The sequence below is a fragment of the Nocardioides cremeus genome, assembly GCF_030518195.1.
GTDB lineage: Bacteria > Actinomycetota > Actinomycetes > Propionibacteriales > Nocardioidaceae > Nocardioides > Nocardioides cremeus.
The window spans coordinates 1-15,853 of record NZ_JAULSC010000006.1 but is presented as its reverse complement, the minus strand read 5'-3'; the positions used below and the strand labels follow the sequence as shown (position 1 = coordinate 15,853).

The window sequence follows — 15,853 nt, the reverse complement described above, 5'->3', positions numbered from 1 at the left end:
AGGCCCGGCGGTGAGCGAGGACTGGCAGCGCCTGGACCGCCGGATGCTGCTGGTCCACCCGGTGCGCGAGGTGCTGCGCTTCATGCCGGTCCTCATCGGCGTGCTCGTGTTCGGTTCCACCTCCGGTGGCGGGGTCGGCGTCCGCTGGGAGCTGTTGGGCGTGCTGGTGCCGGTCGCGCTGGGCGTGCTGCGCTACCTGACGACGGCCTACCGGGTCCACGAGGGGCGCGTCGAGCTGCGCCGCGGGCTCCTGCAGCGCCACCTGCTGGCGGCCCGCATCGACCGGGTCCGCACCGTCGACACCTCCGCCTCGTTGATCCAGCGGGTCCTCGACCTGTCCACCGTGCGCATCGGCACCGGGGCCAGCGAGCAGGACCTCGACCTCGACGGGCTGCGCGCCGGCCCGGCCCGCGAGCTGCGCGCCCAGCTGCTGCGCGAGAGCGCGGCCGCGCCCACCGACGAGCTCCCCGATCCCGCCGCCGACACCGAGCCCGAGGAGCCCCCGGGACGTCCGGTCCTGCGCCTGGACCCGACCTGGAGCCGCTACGCACCCCTGACCAGCACCGGCCTGGCGATCGCCGGAGCGCTGCTGACGGCGCTGACCCAGCTGCCCCTGCCCCTCGACGCGGGTGACCTGGCGGTGGCCGGCGTCGCCATGGCGGTCGCGGCGCTGCTGGCGCTGGCGGTCGTGGTCTCGGTGCTGGCCGTCGGCGGTTACCTGGTCACCAACTGGGGCCTGACCCTGACCCACGAGCACGGCAGCTGGCACCTGCGCCGCGGCCTGACCACCACCCGCGAGACCAGCGTCGACGACGCGCGGCTGGCCGGGGTCTCGATCGCCCAGCCGGTCAACCTGCGCCTGGCCGGCGCCGCCCGGCTCTCCAGCATCGTCACGGGCCTGCAGGGCGAGGGCCAGTCGCAGATGGAGCTGGTGCCCCCGGCTCCCCGCGCCGTCGTCGTCGGGGTGGCCGGCGAGGTGCTGGGCGACCACGCGCCGGCTGCCGCGACGCTGCTGCCCCACGGCCCCGCCGCCGTACGCCGCCGCTGGGCGCGGGCGCTGGCGCCCGCGCTGGTCGTCGCCGTGGCCGCGGCGGTGCTCGTGGCGCAGACCGGCCTCGGCGCGTGGCTGCTGGGCGTCGCGGCGCTGGCGCCGGCCGCCGGCGCGCTGCTGGCGCTGGACCGCTCCCGCATGCTGGGCCACGCCCTGCTCGACGGGCGCCTGGTCGCGCAGAGCGGCAGCCTGACCTGCCGCCGCGACGTGCTGGGCGTCGAGCACGTGATCGGCTGGAACCTGCAGGACTCGTGGTTCCAGCGCCGGGCGGGGCTGACCACGCTGGTGGCCACCACGGCCGGCGGCCGGCAGCGGGTCGTCGTGCCCGACGTGCCCGAGGGCCGGGCGGTCGAGCTCGCCGCCGCGGCCACCCCCGACCTGCTGGCCCAGTTCCGCGCCTGAGACACCCCCGACGCCCGGGCCCGGGTCTCGGTAGGTTGCGGGCATGTTCTCCAAGGTGCTGGTGGCCAACCGTGGCGAGATCGCGGTGCGCGCGTTCCGCGCCGCCTACGAGCTCGGGGCGCGCACCGTCGCGGTCTTCCCCCACGAGGACCGCTGGTCCGAGCACCGGCTCAAGGCCGACGAGGCCTACGAGATCGGCGAGCGCGGCCACCCGGTGCGCGCCTACCTCGACGCGCAGGCGATCGTCGACGTCGCGGTGCGCGCGGGCGCCGACGCGGTCTACCCCGGCTACGGCTTCCTCTCCGAGAACCCCGGCCTGGCCGAGGCCTGCGCCGCGGCCGGCATCACCTTCGTCGGGCCCACCAGCGAGGTCCTCGAGCTGACCGGCAACAAGGCCCGCGCGATCGCCGCGGCCAAGGCGGCCGGGGTGCCGACCCTGGCCTCCGTCGAGCCCTCCACCGACGTGGACGCGCTCGTCACGGCCGCCGAGGAGCTGCCCTACCCGCTCTTCGTCAAGGCCGTGGCCGGCGGCGGCGGGCGCGGCATGCGCCGCGTCGACGACCCCGCCAAGCTGCGCGAGGCCGTCGAGACCTGCATGCGCGAGGGCGAGGCCGCCTTCGGCGACCCGACCGTCTTCATCGAGCAGGCGGTGGTCGAGCCCCGCCACATCGAGGTGCAGGTGCTGGCCGACGGCGCCGGCGACGTGGTGCACCTCTTCGAGCGCGACTGCTCGGTGCAGCGCCGCCACCAGAAGGTCATCGAGATCGCCCCGGCGCCCAACCTCGACCCGGAGCTGCGGGAGCGGATGTGCGCCGACGCGGTGCGCTTCGCCCGCGAGATCGGCTACCGCAACGCCGGCACCGTGGAGTTCCTGCTCGACCCGGCGGGCAACTACGTCTTCATCGAGATGAACCCGCGCATCCAGGTCGAGCACACGGTGACCGAGGAGGTCACCGACGTCGACCTGGTGCAGGCCCAGCTGCGCATCGCCTCGGGCGAGAGCCTGGCCGACCTGGGGCTCTCCCAGGACACGCTGGTGCTGCGCGGCGCGGCCCTGCAGTGCCGGATCACGACCGAGGACCCGGCCAACGGCTTCCGCCCCGACACCGGGCAGATCACCACCTACCGCTCCCCCGGCGGCGGCGGGGTGCGCCTCGACGGCGGCACCGTCTACACCGGCGCCGAGGTCTCGGCCCACTTCGACTCGATGCTGGCCAAGCTCACCTGCCGGGGCCGGACCTTCGACAAAGCCGTCGAGAAGGCACGACGCGCCGTGGCCGAGTTCCGCATCCGCGGCGTGGCCACCAACATCCCGTTCCTCCAGGCCGTGCTCGACGACCCCGACTTCGCGGCCGGGCGGGTCACCACCTCCTTCATCGAGACCCACCCCGAGCTGCTCTCGGCGCGCGGCTCGGGCGACCGCGGCACCAAGCTGCTGACCTACCTCGCCGAGGTCACCGTCAACCAGCCGCACGGCCCCGCCCCGGTCAGCCTCGACCCGGCCCTCAAGCTGCCGCCGACCGACCTCGAGGTGCCGGCGCCCGACGGCAGCCGCCAGGCGCTGCTGCGCCTGGGCCCCGAGGGCTTCGCGCGCCAGCTGCGCGAGCAGCGCGAGGTGGCCGTCACCGACACCACCTTCCGCGACGCCCACCAGTCGCTGCTGGCCACCCGGGTGCGCACCCGCGACCTGCTCACGGTCGCACCCCATGTCGCCCGCACCACCCCCGAGCTGTGGTCGCTGGAGTGCTGGGGCGGGGCGACGTACGACGTCGCGCTGCGCTTCCTCTCCGAGGACCCCTGGGAGCGGCTGGCCCAGCTGCGCCAGGCCGTGCCCAACGTGTGCCTGCAGATGCTGCTGCGCGGGCGCAACACCGTGGGCTACACGCCCTACCCCACGACCGTCACCGACGCGTTCGTCGCCGAGGCGGCCGCGACCGGGCTCGACGTCTTCCGCATCTTCGACGCCCTCAACGACGTCGAGCAGATGCGCCCGGCGATCGACGCGGTGCGCGCCACCGGCACGGCCGTGGCCGAGGTGGCGCTCTGCTACACCGGCGACCTCTCCGACCCCGGCGAGCAGCTCTACACCCTCGACTACTACCTGCACCTGGCCGAGCGGATCGTCGACGCGGGCGCGCACGTGCTGGCGATCAAGGACATGGCCGGCCTGCTGCGGGCCCCGGCGGCGCGCACCCTGGTCACCGCCCTGCGCGAGCGCTTCGACCTGCCGGTGCACCTGCACACCCACGACACCACCGGCGGCCAGCTGGCCACCCTGACCGCGGCGATCGACGCCGGGGTGGACGCCGTCGACGCGGCCACCGCGTCGATGGCCGGCACCACCTCGCAGCCCTCGCTGGCGGCGCTGGTCGCGGCCACCGACCACTCCGAGCGCCCCACCGGCCTGTCCCTGGCCGCGGTCAACGCCCTGGAGCCCTACTGGGAGGCCACCCGCCGCGTCTACGCGCCGTTCGAGTCGGGGCTCAGCGCCCCCACCGGGCGGGTCTACCGCCACGAGATCCCGGGCGGGCAGCTCTCCAACCTGCGCCAGCAGGCGATCGCGCTGGGCCTGGGCGAGAAGTTCGAGCAGGTCGAGGACATGTACGCCGCCGCCAACGACATCCTCGGCAACGTGCCCAAGGTGACGCCCTCCTCGAAGGTGATCGGCGACCTGGCCCTCTCGCTGGTCGGCCTGGGCGCCGACCCCGCGGAGTTCGCGGCCGACCCCGGCTCCTACGACATCCCCGACTCGGTGGTCGGCTTCCTCAACGGCGAGCTCGGCGACCCGCCGGGCGGCTGGCCCGAGCCGTTCCGCACCCGGGCGCTCGAGGGCCGGTCGTGGACCCCGCCGGCCGAGGAGCTGGCCGCCGAGGACGCCGAGCGGCTGGCGGGCTCCTCCGCCCAGCGCCGCCGCGCGCTCAACGAGCTGCTCTTCCCCGGCCCGACCAAGAGCTACCTGGAGTCCTGCGAGACCTACGGCGACGTCTCGGTGCTCTCGACCATGGACTACCTCTACGGCCTGCGCCAGGGCGAGGAGCACGAGGTCGAGCTCGACGAGGGCAAGACGCTGCTGCTGGGCGTGCAGTCGATCAGCGAGCCCGACGAGCGCGGCTACCGCACCGTGATGGCGCTGCTCAACGGCCAGATGCGCCCGGTCAGCGTGCGCGACACCTCGGTCGCCTCCGAGGTCGCGGCCGCCGAGAAGGCCGACCCCTCCGAGCACGGCCAGGTGGCCGCCCCCTTCCAGGGCGTGGTGACCGTCGTGGTCGAGAAGGGCCAGCAGGTGGCCGCCGGCGAGACGCTGGCCACGATCGAGGCGATGAAGATGGAGGCCGCGATCACCGCCCCGGTCGCCGGCACGGTCGAGCGGGTGGCGCTGGGCGGGACCCAGGCCGTCGAGGGCGGCGACCTGGTGGTCGTGCTGGCCTGATCCGTGCAACCAGCCCTCAGCAGGGCGTGCGGATCACGTCCATGCCGGTGAACCCAGCGGGACCGCCGGTGTAGGAGTGCGGCACGTCGGCGGCCCAGGCGTGGTGCTCGCCCGGCCCCAGCTCGACGACGGCCCCGTCGACGTCGAGGCGGCAGTGCCCGGTGAGCACCACGAGCTGCTCGTGGGCGCCGCGCGCGTGCGCCGGTGAGCGACGGGTGCGCCCGGGCGCGACCTGCACCAGGTAGACCTCGGTGGTGGTGCCGTCCGCCGTCGTCACGTGCAGCCGCCGGGCGGTGAGCGCCTCGTCGGCCACGGTCGCGCCGTCGTGGTCCTCGAGCAGGGCCGCGAGGGGTACGCCGAGCGGGCCGGCGACGGCGTACAGCGTCTCGAGCGTGGGGTTGCGGCGGCCGCCCTCGAGCTCGGAGAGGGTGCCCTTGCCGATGCCGGCGACGGCGGCCAGGGCGCTGAGGGAGAGCCCGCGCTCGGTGCGCAGCTGGCGGATGCGGGCCCCGGCCGAGGCGCCGGCGTCGTAGGATCGTTCCACAAACAGAACGATACTCCCCCACGACTCCCGGAAGGCGCCCCATGTCCCAGGACCACTCCCCCGTCGTGGCCGGCGTGGTCGCGGCCGTCGTCGGCTTCAGCAGCTCGTTCGTGGTCGTGCTGGCCGGCCTGGTCGCGGTGGGGGCGACGCCGGCGCAGGCGGCCTCGGGGCTGCTGGCGCTGTGCGTGGCGCAAGGGCTGGGCATGGCCTGGCTGGCGGTGCGGCACCGCACGCCGCTCTCGCTCGCCTGGTCGACCCCGGGCGCGGCGCTGCTGGTCTCGACGGGTGCCGTGGCCGGCGGCTGGTCGGCGGCGGTGGGGGCGTTCCTGGCCACGGCGGCACTGATCGCGCTGACCGGGCTGGTGCCGGCGCTGGGCGACCTCGTGGCGCGGATCCCCCCGAGCCTGGCCCGGGCGATGCTGGCCGGGGTGCTGCTGCCGATCTGCCTCGAGCCGGTGCTGGGCGTGGCCGCCGCGCCGCTGCTGGTCGGCCCGGTGGTGCTGGCCTGGCTGCTCGGGCAGCGGCTCTTCCCGCGCTGGGCGGTGCCCGCCTCGCTGGTCGTGGCGCTGGTGGTGGTGCTGGTCGAGACCCACGGCGAGGTCGGCCTCGGCGACGCGGCGCCCGCGCTGGCGTGGACGACGCCGACGTGGAGCGTGCCCGCGCTGGTCGGCATCGCGCTGCCGCTCTACGTGGTGACGATGGCCTCGCAGAACGTGCCGGGCGTCGCGGTGATGGCCGGCAACGACTACCGGGTGCCGTGGCGCGAGACGATGGTGGTGACCGGCCTCGGCACCGCCCTGGCCGCACCGCTGGGCGGGCACGCGGTCAACCTCGCCGCGATCACCGCCGCGATGGTGGCCGGGCCCGAGGGCGGCCCCGACCGGTCGCAGCGCTGGCGGGGCGCGGTCGCGGCCGCCGTCACCTACCTGGTGCTGGCCGCCGCCGCGGCCGGCCTGACCGCGCTGGTCACGGCGGCGCCCGACGGGGTGGTGCAGGCCGCCGCCGGGCTGGCCCTGCTGGGCACCCTGGCCACGTCGCTGGCCGACGCCCTGGCCGACCCGGCCGAGCGGGTGGCGGCGGTGGCCTGCCTGGTCGTGGCCGCCAGCGGCGTCACGGTGCTGGGGGTGGGCGCGGCCTTCTGGGCGCTGGTGGTCGGGCTGGTCGTGCGCGCGGTCGTGCCGCGGGCCGCGCTCAGCGCGAGCGCACCCGGAACGTCACCCACGGCGACTTCAGCCCCAGCCCGAAGCGCAGGGCGTCACCGCTCACCGTGACCGTGCCGCGGGTGCCCGCCAGGCGCACCGAGAGCACCCGTCCGCCCCACTGGCCGTTGCCGTCGCGGTCGAGGACCTTGATCGAGCGCAGGTCGCCGACGGCGGGGAACGCGCTCTCGAGGCGCGCGTCGGTGAGGGTCACCGACCAGTCGTGGTGCGCGTTGCCGGCCCAGTCGTCGTACGGGTCGGCCTTGGCCCGCAGGTAGGGCCGCGAGCCGGCGGCGGTCCAGCCGCCGCTGCTGGAGGAGAACTGGGTGAAGGCGGCCTGGCCGTCGGCGAGGCGCACCTGCTTGGCGGTGGCGCGCACGGCCGCGTCGGAGCCCGGCTGCTCGGCCCGCACCCCGCCGTAGACCTGGCAGGAGGAGGTGTCGCAGAGCTGGTAGTGCGCGGCGCGCGGGGTGCGCCGCTCGAAGACGGCGTAGCTGCGGGCGGCGACCGCCTGGGCGCGCACCGCGGCCGGGCTCCACGAGGCGGGGATCTCGAGGGGCACGACGCCGCGCAGGTAGTCGTCGAGGCGCAGCTTGTTGACGGTGTCGCGGGCCTTCGAGCCGGCGCTGGGCGGCAGCGCGCGCAGCCGGCCGCGGTAGGCACGGTCGCCGGAGGGGGTCACCAGGGTGACCGGCGCGTTGCCGGCGCTGAGCTCGCCGTTGCCCTTGAGGTCGCGCCACTTGGTCCAGGAGCCCTGGCCGCCGGCGGAGGTGCGCCACGAGACGCGGGTGCGGTCGCGGTGGTTCTGCCGGAGCCGCCACAGCGCCGGGGTCCGGCCGCCGATCTTCTTGGGCAGTCGGGTGGTGTCGCCGCTGGCGAGGTCGCGCACGCGCAGCCCGTCGCGGCTGCGGACCACGAGGTCGTCGGTGGTGTCGGCCGAGATCAGCACGCTGACCCGTCCCCCGCGCTTCCCGGCGGTGGTGCCCGGGTAGTAGAAGTCGAGGATCTGCGCGGCGCTCAACCCGCGGCGGGCCGCGCCCTCGGCGCCGTGCTGCGACATACCGTGGCCGTGCCCGAAGCCGTGCCCGCGCACCGTGATGCTCGCCTCCGAGGGCACCTTCCAGGTGTCGGAGGCGGCCGCCGCGGGGGCGGCCGGCCCCCAGACCAGGCCGGCGCCGGCAGCGGTCAGCAGCACCGCCCGGAGGCGGGGCGTGGCTGGGCGCATGCGGGACTCCTGCGGAGCGCGACGGGGGGGATGGGGTGTGGCGAGAGGGGCTTGTGTGACCACACCAGCCGCTATCGCACCACGCCCCACACCCCCGCGCAACGCGAGCGCGTGAACTACAGATCTGTAGTTCTCAGCGACCCTCAGCGGCGCATCGCCGGCTGCGACTGCGCGTTGAAGGTGCGGGTGCGCACCTTCTTGGCCTGGTTGACCCGCGGGTCGTCGATGGCGAAGACCTCGAGGCCACGGGTGATGTCGCTGGAGTAGATGTGGCCGTTGTACCAGTAGACCGACCAGGCGCCGCCGGTCTCGGGGCTGGTCGCGGAGATCGGGCCCCGGTCGAACCAGGCGATCTCCTCGGGGTTCGCGGAGTCGGTGAAGTCGAAGACCGAGAAGCCGCCCTGGTACCACGCCTGGACCATGATGTCCTTGCCCTTGACCGGGATCAGCGAGCCGTTGTGGGCCACGCAGTTCTCGGTGAGCGTCTGCACGCGCGGGATCTTGTAGTAGCTCTTGAACGTCAGCTCGTCGCGCTCGATGTCGTAGATCCCGTCGGCGCCGCGGGTGGGACCGAAGACCGGGCTGCAGGTCGGCAGCGAGCCGCCGCCGAGCTCGTCGGTGAAGAGCACCTTCGTGCCGGCGTCGTTGAAGGTCGCGGAGTGCCAGAAGGCGAAGTTGACGTCGTCGGTGACCCGGTCGATCACGGTGGGCTTCGCCCGCTTGCTGATGTCCATCAGGATGCCGTCGCCCATGCAGGCGCCCGCGGCGAGGTCCTTGGCCGGGTAGGCGGTGACGTCGTGGCAGCCGCTGGTCGAGCTGGAGGTCAGCAGCGGGATCGGGCCGCCGGGGTTGCCGCCGTCGGGGAAGAGCACCGGCGTGGCCACGAGGCGGGCCCGGGCGGGCTTGCGCACCGGCACCTTGACCACGGAGATGATGTCGTGGGGCGGCTGGCAGTCGGGGAAGTCGGCGCTCGGGGAGTAGGAGGAGACGTAGACGAAGAGCTGCTTGCCGTTGCGGTTCGGCGCGAGGGTGTGGGTGTGCGAGCCGCAGGCGGTCTCGACGGAGGCGACGTACCGCGGCTTGGCCGGCTGCGAGATGTCGAAGACCCGCAGGCCCTCCCACGAGGACTTCTCGCTGGCCGACTGGGCGGTGCTGGTGCAGGAGTCGTCGCTGCGGCTGGAGTCGACGCTGAGCACGAGCACGTCGCCGTGCACCGAGATGTCGCCCTGGCCGCCGGGGCAGACCACCTGCGCGACCCGGCGGGGGCGGGTGGGCCGCTTGATGTCGTAGACGCCGAAGCCGTTGTAGTTGCCGACGTAGGCGTAGCGGCCCTGGAAGGCCATGTCGGTGCCGAAGGCGCCCTCCTCGGCGAACGCCCCGACCAGCGGCAGGTGGGCGACGAGCTCGACGTTGTCGGACTTGTCGACGTCGTCCTCGCTGAGCCCGGGCGCCGCGGCCGACTCACGCATGTCGGCCAGCAGCGAGCCGGGCAGCTCGCAGGCGAGGGCGAAGTTGTCGCCGGCGGCGACCAGCGCCTCGCGCTCCGCGGGGGTGCAGGCGCGTGGACCGGGGTCGGCCTGCGCCGAGCCGTTGACGGCGGCGAGCCCCACACCTCCCACGAGGACGGCGCCGAGGACGGCGTAGCTGGCTCTGGCCCGGAGGGAGGGTCGGCTCATGCCCCTGCAACCCCGCGGGGCCGCGAAGGTTACGCCTGCGTCGTGATCTGATTGCCTCCTGATGCGCACGCTCCCCTCCCCCGCGACCGCGCGGCACGCCCTGGCCGTCGTGGTCGTCGCCTGCCTGACGGGGCTCACCGCCTGCAGCGGCGAGGCCGCCGAGACCGGTCCGGCCAGCCCTGCGGAGTCCTCCGAGCCGACGGACCCCGGTGTCGTGCAGGTCCAGCCGGGAGCGCCCGGCGAGCCCGCGACGACGCTCGACGCCGACGCGGTGGTCGGCGGCCCGGGCTGGAACCACGACGACCTGGCCTTCGTGCAGATGATGGTGCCGCACCACCAGCAGGCCCTCGAGATGGCCGAGCTGGCCGAGTCGCGCGCCGACTCCCCCGAGGTCGCCGGGCTCGCCGCGCGCATCGAGGCGGCGCAGGGCCCCGAGATCCTGCTGATGGCCGGCTGGCTCGCCGAGCAGGGCGTCGAGGTGCCCGAGCCCTCCGACGACCCCAGCGCCTGGGACCACTCCTCCCACGGGCACTCCGGGATGGCCGGGATGCTCGACGCCGAGCAGATGGCCGCCCTGGCCGAGGCCGAGGGCGTCGAGTTCGACCGGCTCTTCCTCGAGGGGATGATCAGCCACCACGAGGGCGCGGTGGAGATGGCGCTCGACGCGCTGGTCGGCGGTCAGGACCAGCGGGTGCTCGAGCTCGCCGACGACGTCAACGCCGGGCAGTCGGCCGAGATCGCGCGGATGCGCCGGATGCTCGCGGACCTGTAGCCGCCAGCCCCGGCCCTACGCCGGCGGCAGCACCCGGGCGAGCGACTCGGGGTCGCGACCGACCACGGTGGTGCCGTCGTCGGCGGTGATGATCGGGCGCTGGACCAGCCGCGGGTGGGCGGCCAGCGCGTCGAGCCACTGCCCCCGGGCCTCCTCGGTGCGCGGCAGGTCGGCGACCACGCTCGCCTCCGCCTCGCCGGTGCGGGTGATGTGCCACGGCTCGACGCCGAGGCGCGCCACGACGTCCTCGAGCTCGGCACGGGTGGGCGGCTCGTCGAGGTAGCGCCGCACCGAGTACGCCACGCCGGCCTCGTCGAGGGCCGCGGTGGCGGCCCGGCACTTCGAGCAGGCGGGGTTGATCCAGATCTCCACGGGCCCATCCCACCAGGTCGCCCCCGGCACGGTGGCCTAGGCTCCAGCGGTGACTGCCACGCTCGTCGCCAAGGACCTGTCCGGCGGCCACGGCCACCGGGTGCTCTTCGAGGGCCTCGACCTGACCGTCGCCCCCGGTGACGTGGTCGGGGTGGTCGGCGCCAACGGTGCCGGCAAGTCCACCCTGCTGCGGCTGCTGGCCGGCGCCACCACGCCGCTCGCCGGCAGCGTCGCCTGCGCGCCGCGCGACGCGTTCGTGGGCTGGTTGCCGCAGGAGCACGAGCGGGTGCCGGGCGAGACGGTGGCGCAGTACGTCGCCCGACGTACGGGCGCGGCCGAGGCCACCGCCGAGATGGAGCGCACCGCCGGGGCGCTCGGCTCGGGCGAGCCCGGGGCCGACGACGCCTACGAAGCCGCGTTCGACCGCTGGCTGGGCAGCGGCGCCCCCGACCTGGAGGACCGGCTCGGCCCGGTGCTGGCCGACCTCGGTCTCGACGTCGACACCGCCACCCCGATGACCGCGCTGTCGGGCGGGCAGGCGGCGCGCGCGGCGCTGGCGGCGCTGCTGCTGAGCCGCTTCGACGTGGTGCTGCTCGACGAGCCGACCAACGACCTCGACCTCGACGGGCTGGCCCGGCTCGAGGCGTTCGTGCAGGGGCTGCGGGGCGGGGTGGTGCTGGTCTCGCACGACCGCGAGTTCCTGGCCCGGTGCGTGACGCGGGTGGTCGAGCTCGACCTGGCCCAGGGCCAGGTCAGCGTCTACGACGGCGGCTACGAGGCGTTCCTCGAGGAGCGCGAGGTGGCCCGGCGCCACGCCCGCGAGGCCTACGAGCAGTACGCCGGCACCCGGGCCGACCTGGTCTCGCGGGCGCGCACCCAGCGCGAGTGGAGCTCGCAGGGCGTGCGCAACGCGATGAAGAAGAGCCCCGACAACGACAAGATCCGGCGCAAGGCGGCCACGGAGTCCTCGGAGAAGCAGGCGCAGAAGGTGCGGCAGATGGAGTCGCGCATCGCGCGGCTCGAGGAGGTCGAGGAGCCGCGCAAGGAGTGGCGCCTGCAGTTCGACATCGCGGCGGCGCCGCGCTCGAGCGCGGTGGTGGCCACGCTCAACGAGGCCACGCGTCGTCTGGGCGACTTCACGCTCGGGCCGGTCTCGCTGCAGGTCGAGGCGGGCGACCGGATCGGCGTGACCGGACCCAACGGCGCCGGCAAGACCACGCTGCTGGGGCTGCTGCTGGGCTGGGCCGAGCCCGACAGCGGGTCGGCATCGCTGGGCGCGTCGGTGGCCGTGGGCGTCATCGACCAGGCCCGCACCGGGCTCGACCACGACCTGGCGCTGGGCGAGGCGTTCGAGCGGGCGGTGCCCGAGATGACCCAGGCCGAGGTGCGCACGCTGCTGGCCAAGTTCGGACTCAAGGCCGACCAGGTGGGCGCCGTGGTCGGCCGCCTCTCCCCCGGCGAGCGCACCCGCGCGGCGATGGCGCTGCTGCAGGCGCGAGGGGTCAACCTGCTGGTGCTCGACGAGCCGACCAACCACCTCGACCTGCCCGCGATCGAGCAGCTCGAGCAGGCGCTGGCGTCGTACGACGGGGCGCTGCTGCTGGTCTCGCACGACCGGCGGCTGCTGGCCGGGGTCCGCCTCAACCAGCGCTGGCACGTCGAGGCCGGCCGGGTCACCGTCGGCGTCGTCTAGCCGCTAGCTCCTAGGACTGCAGCCGGAACCAGTCGGAGCGCAACCCGAACCAGCTGCGGAACTGGTCGCCGGTGAGGCTGCGGGTGGCGCCGGTGAAGCGCACCTCGACGCGCACCACGCGCCCGCCCCAGGCGCCGTTGCCGTCGCGGGCGGTGACCGCGAGGGAGACGAAGCTGCCGGAGCCGGGCCACGCCTTCTCGAGGGCGGCGGCGGTCACGGTGTGGGTCCACTGCGAGTAGGGGTTGCCGGGCGCGGCGTCCCAGGGTCCTCGGTGGCGGCCAGGTAGTCGAAGGCGCCGGCCCGGGTCCAGCCGCCGTTGCTGGCGGAGAACTGGGTGAAGGCGGGGGCGCCGTCGGCGGTGACCACGACGCCGGCGGTGGCGGCCACGGCGTCGTCGGAGCCGGGGTGCTCGGCGTCGACGCCGCGGTAGACCTGGCAGAAGGTGGTGTCGCAGAGCTCGTAGTGGCGGGCGGCGGGTGCGTGGTCGCGCTCGTACGCCGCGTAGGTGCGGGCGGCGACGGCCTGGGCGCGCACGGCCTCGGCGGGCCAGAGGGCAGGGACCTCGCCGGGCACGACGCCGCGCAGGTAGTCCTCGAAGTCGACGACGTTGACGGTGTCGCGGGCGCGGCCGGCGCCGGTGGAGGCCGAGCGCAGCGCGCCGCGGTAGGTGGCGCGGGCGCCGCCGGGCAGCAGCAGGGTGAGCGGCTCCTTGGCGAGCAGCTCGGCGTCGCCGGCGAGGGTGCGTACTCGGCTCCAGCTGCCCTTGGCCCGGGCCTCGACGTTGCTGCGCCCGCCCGTGGCCGAGGTGATCCGCCAGGCGCGAGCGTCGGGGGCGGAGCGGGCCAGCCAGCGGCTGCGGCCGGTGCCGACGCTGCGCACCCGCAGGCCGCGGGCGGGCAGGACCCTGACGTCGGTGGTGGTGTCGGCGCTGATCAGCACCTCGACGTCGCCGTCGACGCTGCCGCGCTGGGTGCCCGGGTAGTAGAAGTCGAGGATCTCCTGGTGGGTGCGGCCCTGCTGGGCCGCGGCCTTGGCGCCGTACTGCGAGAGGCCCTTGCCGTGGCCGAAGCCGCGGCCCTCGAGCACCACGTCGGCGGCGCGGTCGTCGCGGTCGGGGGCGGCGGAGGCGGTGCTGGTGAGGGTGGTGGGCGTGGCGGCCAGGAGCGCGGCCAGCGGGAGCGCGAGCAGCGCGGTACGACGGGGCATGGGGAGCCTTCTCGAGACGGGGGGTGTGCAGCGTACGACGCGCAGAGGCGGCGGTTGGTTGTCTTCGCAGATCCCGAGGCGCAGGCTGGAGCATGGTCACCTCAGCGGTCGAGATCGTCACCCTGGCGCCGCAGCCCGCGCTCGCCGTGCACGGCGACGTCGCACCACCCGACCTGCCGGGCTTCTTCGGGCGGGCCTTCTCGTCGGTGCCGGCGGCGGCCGCGGCGGCCGGTGTCGAGCTGGTCGGCCCTCCCTTCGGGCTGTTCCCGTCGATGCCGGGCGAGACGGTGGAGGTGGAGGCGGGCTTCCCGGTCTCGGCGGCGACGGGCGCGACGGCCGGCACGGGCGAGGCCGAGGGCGTGCACGACCTGCTGCTGCCGGGCGGTGAGGTGGCGCAGGCGCTGCACACGGGCCCCTACGACAAGGTCGGCGAGACGTACGCCGCGATGGAGTCGTGGATGGGCGAGCAGGGCATGGTGCCGGCGGGGCCGCCATGGGAGTCCTACGTGAGCGACCCGGAGGCAGAGCCCGACCCCGAGCAGTGGCGCACGCTGGTCTGCTGGCCGGTGACCCGGGGTGCATGAGACCGGGGACGCAGGGTAAAGAAGAGGTATGAGGACACCGTGGGGAGCCCGTCGGGAGCGTCGTGAGCAGGAGCTGCTGGCCGCGGAGGAGTTCCGCTCGGCCAGGCGGTTGGCGCGCGAGGACGTGACGGTGCTCGGGGAGCAGGTCGCCGAGCTCGACGTCGACGTCGAGGGCTCACGCGGCCATGAGGTGCGCGACTTCCACCAGGAGGCGCTCGATGCGTACGCCGCGGCCGCGGCGGCGCTGGAGGAGGCGTCGTCGGTGCAGGAGGTCGGTGCGATCGAGGAGCTGTTGAACAAGGGTCGCTACGCCCGGGCGGCGGTGCTGGCGCTGCGGGCCGACGAGCCGTTGCCGGAGCGTCGCGGCCCGTGCTTCTTCAACCCCCAGCACGGCCCGGCGGTGACGACGGTGTCGTGGACTCCCCCGCACGGCACCGAGCGCGAGGTGGAGGTCTGCCGCAACGACGCGGTCCGCCTCGACGACGGCGAGGAGCCCGACGTGCGCCAGGTGCGGGTGGGCGACCGCTACGTGCCCTGGTACGCCGCCGACGACGCGGCGATCCACTCGTGGAGCTCGACGGCGAACGCGTCGACGTCGGGCTGGTTGAGCAGCGTCGCGAAGGCCGAGGCGGGCACGCGCGCCGGGGTGTCGCAGGCCGGCATGATGGGTCGCCAGTAGCCCAACCCTCCTCTTAGAGGGGTGAGTAGGTGCCGATGCCGGGGACGACGACGAGTCGTTGGTCCTGGGGTCCGGTCCAGGTGTAGTGGCCGTGGTCCATGCGTCGGTAGCGCCACTGCTTGGTGGGGTCGGTGGTGGTCTTGGCGCGGTGATGTCGTCGGCAGAGTGGGGCGAGGTTGCCTGGGTGTGTTTGGCCGGGTGGGCCGCCGTGGGCGGGGTCGATCCAGGTGCTGATGTGGTCGAGGTCGCAGCGTCGGGCGGGGCGGCGGCAGTCGGGGAAGACGCAGTGCTGGTCACGCGCGATGACCAGCTCGCGCATCCACTCCGGCGGGTCGTGGGCATCGATGGGGTCGCCGCGGTCGGGGTCGAGGACTGGCGTCACGGTGACCCGGGAGCCGGTGAGCCATTCGCGGACCAGGGCGCTGGTGGCGGGTCCGAGGTCCTCGACACGTCCCAGCGGCGCGATGTGGCCCTCGGGGGTCGCGGTGAGGTGCACGTAGGCCTTGTACGGCCGTCCCGGTGCGGGGGTGTCGCCGTGGGCGCGGGCGCGGTCGACGATGACCTGCAACGCCAGCACCCGACGCCGCGCCAGTGGCAGGTCGGGGTGGGCGGCCAGCAGGTCATGGGCGATACGCCCCACCAGGTCGTTGAGGTCGGCCAGGGTGGCGGTGTCGCCGGTGATCTGCATCCACGAGGTCCCCAACCAGCGTCCGTCACGCACCCCGGCATGGGTCAGGGTCACGTCCCACGACTCCCGCGCCGCCTCCTCGGCCTCTTCGTGGGCGTCGGTGTCGTAGCGGGCCCGCGCGTTCTCAACGAGGCGAGCCAGCACCACCGCCCCGACCCGGTGCGCGCGGCCGGCGATCTCGGCATCGACGTAGGCCGCCGCGTCGGGTGAGCCCTGATCCACCGACGTTGGATTCGTGATCGGTGATTTCGCTGATTCGCGGTGGAACTCGGGGAGTGGGCGTGGCTGACCCGCCGGTCTGATCCGGCTCTTCCACTTGAGTCCTCAGGTCG

At 74.7% G+C, this 15,853-nt stretch carries 14 protein-coding genes; 7 read left to right on the top strand and 7 right to left on the bottom strand.

Features of this window, described 5'->3' with window-relative positions; genetic code table 11:
• Positions 1-10: 10 nt before the first annotated feature.
• Both QWJ41_RS08195 and QWJ41_RS08190 read left to right on the top strand, forming a co-directional pair.
• On the top strand, positions 11-1,453 hold the full coding sequence (locus QWJ41_RS08195; protein ID WP_302707175.1) for a PH domain-containing protein: 1,443 nt from the start codon (positions 11-13) through the stop codon (positions 1,451-1,453).
• Between the two features lie 43 nt (positions 1,454-1,496).
• The gene (locus tag QWJ41_RS08190; RefSeq protein WP_302707173.1) at positions 1,497-4,883 is read left to right on the top strand and encodes a pyruvate carboxylase; all 3,387 of its coding nucleotides are present in this window, start codon (positions 1,497-1,499) and stop codon (positions 4,881-4,883) included.
• A gap of 16 nt (positions 4,884-4,899) precedes the next feature.
• On the opposite strand, the gene QWJ41_RS08185 is transcribed toward QWJ41_RS08190, so the two are convergent.
• Positions 4,900-5,427, bottom strand: coding sequence for a helix-turn-helix domain-containing protein (locus tag QWJ41_RS08185; protein ID WP_302707172.1), 528 nt, complete (start codon positions 5,425-5,427; stop codon positions 4,900-4,902).
• Between the two features lie 41 nt (positions 5,428-5,468).
• Here QWJ41_RS08185 and QWJ41_RS08180 point away from each other — a divergent pair, with 41 nt between their 5' ends.
• Positions 5,469-6,698 (top strand): benzoate/H(+) symporter BenE family transporter, encoded by a 1,230-nt coding sequence (locus QWJ41_RS08180; RefSeq protein WP_302707171.1) that lies wholly within the window; start codon positions 5,469-5,471, stop codon positions 6,696-6,698.
• Here the strand turns inward: QWJ41_RS08180 and QWJ41_RS08175 are convergent.
• Positions 6,619-7,851 (bottom strand): SpoIID/LytB domain-containing protein, encoded by a 1,233-nt coding sequence (locus QWJ41_RS08175; protein ID WP_302707169.1) that lies wholly within the window; start codon positions 7,849-7,851, stop codon positions 6,619-6,621. The two genes, QWJ41_RS08180 and QWJ41_RS08175, sit on opposite strands and share 80 nt — an antisense overlap.
• 143 nt (positions 7,852-7,994) lie before the next feature.
• A complete protein-coding gene (locus tag QWJ41_RS08170; protein WP_302707167.1) occupies positions 7,995-9,527 on the bottom strand; it encodes an LVIVD repeat-containing protein in 1,533 nt (510 codons plus the stop codon).
• Between the two features lie 61 nt (positions 9,528-9,588).
• Here QWJ41_RS08170 and QWJ41_RS08165 point away from each other — a divergent pair, with 61 nt between their 5' ends.
• Entirely contained in the window at positions 9,589-10,299 is a 711-nt protein-coding gene (locus QWJ41_RS08165; RefSeq protein WP_302707165.1) for a DUF305 domain-containing protein, read from the top strand.
• Between the two features lie 15 nt (positions 10,300-10,314).
• Here the strand turns inward: QWJ41_RS08165 and QWJ41_RS08160 are convergent, their stop codons facing one another.
• Positions 10,315-10,671 (bottom strand): ArsC/Spx/MgsR family protein, encoded by a 357-nt coding sequence (locus QWJ41_RS08160; RefSeq protein ID WP_302707164.1) that lies wholly within the window; start codon positions 10,669-10,671, stop codon positions 10,315-10,317.
• Between the two features lie 49 nt (positions 10,672-10,720).
• Between QWJ41_RS08160 and QWJ41_RS08155 the strand changes: the two genes are divergently transcribed.
• On the top strand, positions 10,721-12,364 hold the full coding sequence (locus QWJ41_RS08155; protein ID WP_302707162.1) for an ABC-F family ATP-binding cassette domain-containing protein: 1,644 nt from the start codon (positions 10,721-10,723) through the stop codon (positions 12,362-12,364).
• A 10-nt stretch (positions 12,365-12,374) separates the two neighbouring features.
• Here QWJ41_RS08155 and QWJ41_RS08150 read toward each other — a convergent pair whose 3' ends face one another.
• Positions 12,375-12,581 (bottom strand): hypothetical protein, encoded by a 207-nt coding sequence (locus QWJ41_RS08150; RefSeq protein ID WP_302707161.1) that lies wholly within the window; start codon positions 12,579-12,581, stop codon positions 12,375-12,377.
• The gene (locus QWJ41_RS08145) at positions 12,578-13,570 is read right to left on the bottom strand and encodes a SpoIID/LytB domain-containing protein (protein ID WP_302707160.1); all 993 of its coding nucleotides are present in this window, start codon (positions 13,568-13,570) and stop codon (positions 12,578-12,580) included. Before QWJ41_RS08145 ends, QWJ41_RS08150 begins: the two co-directional genes overlap by 4 nt.
• A gap of 92 nt (positions 13,571-13,662) precedes the next feature.
• Between QWJ41_RS08145 and QWJ41_RS08140 the strand changes: the two genes are divergently transcribed.
• Together QWJ41_RS08140 and QWJ41_RS08135 are read left to right on the top strand one after the other, a co-directional pair.
• A complete protein-coding gene (locus QWJ41_RS08140) occupies positions 13,663-14,154 on the top strand; it encodes a GyrI-like domain-containing protein (RefSeq protein WP_302707158.1) in 492 nt (163 codons plus the stop codon).
• Between the two features lie 28 nt (positions 14,155-14,182).
• Entirely contained in the window at positions 14,183-14,833 is a 651-nt protein-coding gene (locus tag QWJ41_RS08135; RefSeq protein WP_302707156.1) for a hypothetical protein, read from the top strand.
• A 13-nt stretch (positions 14,834-14,846) separates the two neighbouring features.
• On the opposite strand, the gene QWJ41_RS08130 is transcribed toward QWJ41_RS08135, so the two are convergent.
• Positions 14,847-15,743, bottom strand: coding sequence for an HNH endonuclease signature motif containing protein (locus QWJ41_RS08130; protein WP_302707154.1), 897 nt, complete (start codon positions 15,741-15,743; stop codon positions 14,847-14,849).
• Between the last annotated feature and the right edge of the window lie 110 nt (positions 15,744-15,853).

Bases quoted from the DNA above. Each gene is read 5' to 3' on its own strand.
- QWJ41_RS08190 (WP_302707173.1), top strand. From the start codon at position 1,497: ATGTTCTCCAAGGTGCTGGTGGCCAACCGTGGCGAGATCGCGGTGCGC.
- QWJ41_RS08180 (WP_302707171.1), top strand. From the start codon at position 5,469: ATGTCCCAGGACCACTCCCCCGTCGTGGCCGGCGTGGTCGCGGCCGTC.
- QWJ41_RS08175 (WP_302707169.1), bottom strand. From the start codon at position 7,851: ATGCGCCCAGCCACGCCCCGCCTCCGGGCGGTGCTGCTGACCGCTGCC.
- QWJ41_RS08170 (WP_302707167.1), bottom strand. From the start codon at position 9,527: ATGAGCCGACCCTCCCTCCGGGCCAGAGCCAGCTACGCCGTCCTCGGC.
- QWJ41_RS08165 (WP_302707165.1), top strand. From the start codon at position 9,589: ATGCGCACGCTCCCCTCCCCCGCGACCGCGCGGCACGCCCTGGCCGTC.
- QWJ41_RS08145 (WP_302707160.1), bottom strand. From the start codon at position 13,570: ATGCCCCGTCGTACCGCGCTGCTCGCGCTCCCGCTGGCCGCGCTCCTG.
- QWJ41_RS08140 (WP_302707158.1), top strand. From the start codon at position 13,663: ATGGTCACCTCAGCGGTCGAGATCGTCACCCTGGCGCCGCAGCCCGCG.
- QWJ41_RS08135 (WP_302707156.1), top strand. From the start codon at position 14,183: ATGAGGACACCGTGGGGAGCCCGTCGGGAGCGTCGTGAGCAGGAGCTG.